Here is a 4,552-nt window from a genome sequence, read left to right on the forward strand (position 1 = left end):
CGCGATGGTCAACAACCCGGAACCGTGGATCGGCGACACCGTCATCCCGAAGCTCGAGTACGGCCTGACCTACCGGATGTTCATGATCTCCGGCTACCCGCGCATCAAGGAGATCATCGAGCAGGACGTCGCCTCGGGCCTGATCTACCTGCCCTCGTCGGCGGCGGACTTCAAGAATCCCGAGGTGCGCCCCTACCTGGACAAGTACGTCCGCGGCTCCGACGGCATCACCGCCGTGGACCGGGTCAAGGTCATGAAGGCCCTGTGGGACTCGATCGGCTCCGAGTTCGGCGGCCGCCACGAACTGTACGAGCGGAACTACGCCGGCAACCACGAGAACGTCAAGGCCGAGCTGCTGTTCGCCGCAGAAGGCCGTGGGGACGTGTCCGCCATGAAGGGCCTGGCCGAGCAGTTCATGAGCGAGTACGACCTCGACGGCTGGACCGTGCCCGACCTCGTCGGCAACGACGACGTGTCCCATTTCCGCCGTGCCTGACCACTTCCCGGGAGACACCATGACCATCACCGAAAACCCCACCGCTGCCGCATCCGGCACCGCCGCCACCGACAAGTTCAAGGGCGAACGCTGCACCGCCGACACCTCACCGGAGCGTCTGTCCGCCATCGCGACCGAAGCCCTCGCGGGATTCGGTGCGCTGATCCGGAAACATGCCGTCACCTACGACGAGTACCGCGTGCTCAAGCAGTGGCTCATCGACGTGGGCGAGGGCGGCGAGTGGCCGCTGCTGCTGGACGTGTTCGTCGAGCACGAGATCGAGGACGTCAACTCCCGGAGGTTCCGCGGCACCAAGGGCAGCATCGAGGGGCCGTACTACGTTCCGGGCGCACCGGAACTACCGGCGCAGTGCACACTCCCGATGCGCGACGAGGATCGCGTCCACCCCCCGCTGGTCCTGCGCGGACAGGTCACCGACCTCGACGGCCGGGGCCTCGGCGGGGCCCGGATCGAGATCTGGCACGCCGACGACGAAGGCTACTACTCCCAGTTCGCCCCGCACCTTCCGCAATGGAATCTGCGCGGCACCGTCGTCGCCGACGCCGAGGGCCGCTACGACATCACCACCATCGAGCCGGCTCCGTATCAGATCCCCACCGACGGGCCCACCGGACAGTTCATCGAGGCAGCCGGATGGCACCCGTGGCGCCCGGCGCACCTGCACCTGCGGGTGACCGCACCCGGCAGGCAGCCGATCATCACCCAGCTGTACTTCGCCGGTGGTGAGTGGCTCGACGACGACGTCGCGACCGCGACGAAACCGGAACTCGTCCTCGAACCACAGGTCGACGACGCCGGCCGCAAGGTGGCCACGTACGACTTCGCGCTCGACCCGCTCGCGGACTGACGCCGCTGCGCCCCCGGTGCGTCTTTTGGGTTGCTCCCACCGCCCAAAGGACGCACCGGCGCAGCGTTAGGGTGTGAGCCATGAGCGCCGCCGCCGAGTCCGTGTCGAGTATCTACATCGCTGCGCCGGAGGGCGACACCGGCAAGTCCACCGTCGCGCTCGGCCTGCTCCAGGCGCTGTGTGCCTCCGCCGCCCGGGTCGGCGTCTTCCGTCCCATCGCCCGCTCCGACGGCGACACCGACTACATCCTCGAACTGCTCCTCGAACGCATCACCGTCGACCTCGACTACGACGAGTGCGTCGGCGCCACCTACGACGACGTGCATGCCGATCCCGAGGCCGCCCTCAGCGAGATCGTCGTCAAGTACCACGCCGTCGCGGACCGGTGCGACGCCGTCGTCATCGTCGGCAGCGACTACACCGAGATCGCCAACCCCAGCGAGCTCGGCTACAACGCGCGCATCGCCGCGAATCTCGACGCGCCCGTTCTGCTCGTGTTGCGCGGCTCCCGGCGCACCCCCGACGAGGTGGCGCAACTGACCAGCGTGTGCACGGCCGAACTCGCCGCCCAGCACGCCCACCTGACCGGAATCGTCGTCAACCGCTGTCCCTCCGACCGGCTCGACGAGATCGCCGCGGCCGTCGGGGACCGGGGTGTGCCGCTGTGGACGCTGCCGGAGGTGCCGATCCTCGTCGCGCCGACCATGGGCGAACTGCTGACCGCGATCGACGGCGAACTCTACAGCGGCGATCCCGAGCTGCTGCACCGCGAGGCGCTGCGCGTCATGGTCGGCGGCATGACCGCCGAACACATCCTCGAACGCATCACCGAGGGGGTCGTGGTGATCGCCCCCGCCGACCGCTCCGACGTGCTCCTCGCCCTCGTGAATGCCAATGCCGCCGAAGGATTTCCGTCGCTGGCCGGCATCATCATGAACGGTGGGCTCCTGCCGCACCCGGCGATGGCGCAACTCGTCGCCGGACTCAGGCCCAGCCTGCCGATCCTGACGACCACCCTGGGGACGTTCGACACCGCGTCGGCCGCCGACCGGACGCGCGGCCGCATGGCGCTCGGCGCGCACCGCAAGATCGACACCGCCGTCGCGCTGATGGAACAGCACGTGGACACGGATCGGCTGCTGAGCCGCCTCGACGTGCCCCGGCCGTCCGTCACGACCCCGCAGATGTTCGAGTACCAGCTCATCGACTGGGCCCGCCGCCAGCGCCGGCACATCGTGCTGCCCGAAGGCGACGACGACCGGATCCTGCGCGCGGCGGGCCGCGTCCTGCAACGCAAGATCGCCGACCTGACGATCCTCGGCGACGAGACGCAGGTGCGGCGCCGGGCGGCCGAACTCGGGGTGGACCTGAGTGCGGCGACCGTGCTGGATCCCAGGTCGTCCGAACACGCCGAGCCGTTCGCCGAGGAGTATGCCCGGCTGCGTGCCCACAAGGGGATGACGATCGAACGCGCCCGCGAGATCATGAGCGACATTTCGTACTTCGGCACGATGATGGTGCACCTCGGCGTCGCCGACGGCATGGTCTCCGGTGCCGCGCACACCACCGCGCACACCATCCGGCCGTCCTTCGAGATCATCAAGACCGAACCCGGCGTGTCCACGGTGTCGAGCATCTTCCTCATGTGCCTGTCGGACCGGGTGCTCGCCTACGGTGACTGCGCGGTGGTGCCCGATCCCACCAGCGATCAGCTCGCCGACATCGCGATCTCCTCCACCGCCACCGCCGCCCGCTTCGGCATCGAACCGCGCGTCGCGATGCTGTCCTACTCGACCGGCGAGTCCGGTTCGGGCGTCGACGTCGACAAGGTCCGCGCCGCCACCGCCCTGGTGCGCGAGCGCCGGCCGGACCTGCCGGTGGAGGGACCGATCCAGTACGACGCCGCGATCGAACCGTCGGTGGCCAGCGCCAAGCTTCCCGACTCGGAGGTCGCCGGCCGGGCGACCGTGTTCATCTTCCCGGACCTCAACACCGGCAACAACACCTACAAGGCCGTGCAGCGCAGCGCCGGAGCCGTGGCCGTCGGTCCGGTCCTGCAGGGCCTGCGCAAGCCCGTCAACGACCTGTCGCGTGGGGCGCTGATCCAGGACATCGTGAACACGGTGGCGATCACCGCCATCCAGGCGCAGGAGGCCGGCGAATGAGCTCCCAGACGGACGGCACCGTGCTGGTGCTCAACTCCGGCTCGTCGTCGATCAAGTTCCAGCTCGTCCACCCCGAGACCGGAGACTCGGTGGCGCACGGGCTCATCGAGCGGATCGGTGAGCCCGAGGGCAGGGTCGTGTTCCACCACACCACCGGCACCGAGGAACACGTCGGTCCCATCGAGAACCACCGCGCCGGACTGCGGATCGTCCTCGACTGGGTGGAGGCGCTGGGCCGTCCCCTGCGCGAGGCCGGCATCATCGCCGTCGGCCATCGCCTCGTACACGGCGGCGAGGTGTTCCACGAGCCGACCCTCGTCGACGACGACGTGGTGCGCACCGTGAAGGAACTGGCCGTTCTTGCGCCGCTGCACAATCCGGCGAACGTCATCGGCATGGAGGTCGCGCGGGAGGAGCTGCCCGGCATTCCGCACGTCGGGGTGTTCGACACCGCGTTCTTCCACGCCCTGCCCGCCGCGGCCGCCACCTACGCGATCGACCGGGACGTCGCCCGGGCGCACGGCATCCGGCGGTACGGCTTCCACGGGACGTCGCACCAATACGTGTCCGAGCGCGCCGCCCGGTTCCTCGGACGTGAACTGTCGGAACTGAACCAGATCGTGCTGCACCTCGGCAACGGTGCGTCGGCCTCCGCGATCGCCGGCGGCCGGCCCGTCGACACGTCCATGGGGTTGACCCCGCTCGAAGGACTCGTCATGGGAACCCGGTGCGGCGACATCGATCCCGGCGTGCTGCTGCACCTGAACCGCAGCGCCGGGATGGACGTCGATTCCATCGACGATCTGCTCAACCGGCGCTCCGGGCTCAAGGGCCTCTCAGGGGTCAACGACTTCCGCGCCCTGCTGCGGCTCGTCGCCGAGGGCTCCGAGGACGCGAAGCTCGCCTACGACGTCTACGTGCACCGCCTGCGCAAGTACCTCGGCGCGTATCTCGTCGAACTGGGCGGCGTCGACGTCGTCGTGTTCACCGGCGGGGTGGGAGAGAACAACGTCGACGTCCGCC

Annotated in this window: 4 protein-coding genes; all 4 read left to right on the forward strand. The window is 69.1% G+C overall.

Annotation, left to right across the window (positions count from 1 at the left end):
• On the forward strand, positions 1 to 496 hold a 496-nt coding region (locus CQZ88_RS30375; RefSeq protein WP_308410778.1), incomplete at its 5' end, for a 4-hydroxyphenylacetate 3-hydroxylase C-terminal domain-containing protein.
• A gap of 19 nt (positions 497 to 515) precedes the next feature.
• Positions 516 to 1,364: a catechol 1,2-dioxygenase gene (gene catA, locus CQZ88_RS02575; protein WP_006938191.1), complete on the forward strand. Its 849-nt coding sequence runs from the start codon at positions 516 to 518 to the stop codon at positions 1,362 to 1,364.
• Positions 1,365 to 1,444: 80 nt separating this feature from the next.
• Positions 1,445 to 3,529, forward strand: coding sequence for a phosphate acetyltransferase (pta, locus tag CQZ88_RS02580; protein WP_102799209.1), 2,085 nt, complete (start codon positions 1,445 to 1,447; stop codon positions 3,527 to 3,529).
• On the forward strand, positions 3,526 to 4,552 hold a 1,027-nt coding region (locus CQZ88_RS02585; RefSeq protein ID WP_258008422.1), incomplete at its 3' end, for an acetate kinase. The genes pta and CQZ88_RS02585, both read left to right, overlap by 4 nt.

The organism is Rhodococcus sp. ENV425 (assembly GCF_002887785.1).
Classification (GTDB): Bacteria; Actinomycetota; Actinomycetes; order Mycobacteriales; family Mycobacteriaceae; genus Rhodococcus; species Rhodococcus aetherivorans.

Coding starts and splice junctions, on each gene's coding strand:
- catA (WP_006938191.1), top strand. CDS start 516: ATGACCATCACCGAAAACCCCACCGCTGCCGCATCCGGCACCGCCGCC.
- pta (WP_102799209.1), top strand. CDS start 1,445: ATGAGCGCCGCCGCCGAGTCCGTGTCGAGTATCTACATCGCTGCGCCG.